Here is a 1,951-nt window from a genome sequence, read left to right as displayed (position 1 = left end):
CATGTTGCGTCCTGCAAGTTGGATTGGACTAGCGGGTGAAAGTCCCGTCCGGGTAGGCACCGGAGCGCCGGGTAGCAGGCCCCGGTTCGTCGTTGAGAGGCGGCGGGCTAAGCGGGGTGTCAAGAGCCTCTTCGGAGGGAGCAAGTGTGCGGGCCGTAGCGTCAAGCGAACTCTGCAGCCTCGTCAGACCCACAATGGGAGAGCCGAGCCGCTCATGTCACGGCGAAGGCCATGTCCGGCGAACCCTGGTCCGGGGTTAGTTCGTCGGGTCTCTCCGGGGTACGGGAGGCGGCACGTGCACACAGTCTGGTTCGAAACAGGAGAGACCCGTCTGCCTGGCCTGCGTCGGGCAAAGACCAAGGGTATAAGCCGATGGTGAAATCCCTTGGAGGGCAGCGGGAGTCCGATGGGGTTGTAGTACCGCTGATCGGCGTGCAACATAACGCGCCGGGAGGGAAGGGCCCCAACTTTGATCACGCGGGCGAAGCGGGTAAGCGCGAGGGCATGACCGGGGCGGCCCGGTCCAATCACCCCGGCAAGCCTGAGCTTGCCGTAGCCGACGACGAACCATTGGTTGTGTCGCCGGTGAAAGTGCGACAACTGCAACGTGCGCTATGGGCTGCGGCCAAGCAGTCTTCGGGTCGGCGTTTCCACGCCCTGTATGACCGTATCCACCGGGGTGACGTCCTGTGGGAGGCGTGGGAGCGGGTGCGGACGAATAGGGGTGCGGCTGGGGTGGATCGGATCACCCTGGCCGCGGTGGAGGACTATGGCGTGGACCGCATGTTGCGTGAGTTGCGCTGTGAGCTCCAATCAGGTCGGTATCGCCCCGCGCCAGCCAGGCGTGTGGAGATTCCGAAACCACAGGGCGGTACGCGGCCGTTGGGGATTCCCACGGTGCGAGACCGGGTGGCCCAGGCGGCGGCCAAGATCGTGCTGGAACCGGTCTTCGAGGCGGATTTCTTGCCGTGTTCGTATGGGTTTCGGCCGAAGCGGTCGGCCACGATGGCGATGGAGCGGTTACGCACCGGATTCATCGAGGGCTACCAGTTCGTGGTCGAGTTCGATATCGCCAATTTCTTCGGCGAAATCGACCACGAGCGGCTACTCATCGAGGTGGGCAGGCGGGTTTCGGATCGGCGGGTGCTCAAACTGCTGCATAAGTGGCTGCAAGCGGGAGTGTTGGTTGAGGGAGTGGTGTCGCGGACGGTCGCGGGCACTCCGCAGGGCGGGGTGATCTCGCCGCTGTTGGCCAACATCTATTTGCATGTGCTCGACACCGAACTCACCAAACGCGATGTGGGTGAGTTGGTGCGCTACGCCGATGACGGTGTGGTGTTGTGCCGCAGTGCGGCCCAAGCCGAGCGCGCTTTGGCGGCGGTGGGAGAAATCCTGGCGTCGTTGGGGTTGCGGGCACATCCGGATAAGACGAAGGTGGTCGACCTGCGCGAGGGGCGTGAGGGCCTGGACTTCCTGGGCTGTCATTTCCGGGCGCGCATGTCGGGGCGGCTGTGGGAACAGCGCCGCATCGTGCGCTATTACCTGCACCGCTGGCCCAGCCAAACAGCGATGGCCCGGCTTCGGGCCAAGGTGCGTGAGCGCACCGGCCGTAACCGGGTCGGGATTGACATCCGCGATGTGATCGCGGGGCTCAATCCGGTCTTGCGTGGTTGGGGCAACTACTTTCGCACCGGTAATGCTGGCCTGAAGTTCATTCAGATCGACCGGTACGTTGCGTGGCGGCTCAAACGTCTTCTACTCAAGAAGCGCGGCCGCAACCTCCGTCCCGGCCAAGCCGATCAATGGACCCGGCCGTGGTTTGAACAGCATGGCCTGTACCGACTCTCCGGCACCATCCGCTACCCGAAGGCTGCGTAACCATGCCAAGAAGATCATCGGTAAGCCGTGTGCGGGAAAACCGCACGCACGGATTGAAAGGGGGATGGGGAAA

The 1,951-nt window shown here is 63.8% G+C and carries 1 protein-coding gene; it reads left to right on the top strand.

What is annotated here, in order from left to right:
• The first annotated feature begins 372 nt into the window (after nt 1-372).
• Nucleotides 373-1,878: a group II intron reverse transcriptase/maturase gene (gene ltrA / locus A5712_RS22000; protein WP_231982197.1), complete on the top strand. Its 1,506-nt coding sequence runs from the start codon at nt 373-375 to the stop codon at nt 1,876-1,878.
• Nucleotides 1,879-1,951: the final 73 nt, after the last annotated feature.

Origin of the sequence: Mycobacterium sp. E2327 (assembly GCF_001672675.1) — a bacterium.
Classification (GTDB): domain Bacteria; phylum Actinomycetota; class Actinomycetes; order Mycobacteriales; family Mycobacteriaceae; genus Mycobacterium.
Note: the sequence above shows the minus strand (reverse complement) of the source record. Positions and strands in the feature narration are given on the sequence as shown.

Excerpts from the sequence above, each read along its gene's own strand:
- ltrA (WP_231982197.1), top strand. The coding sequence starts at position 373 with ATGGTGAAATCCCTTGGAGGGCAGCGGGAGTCCGATGGGGTTGTAGTA.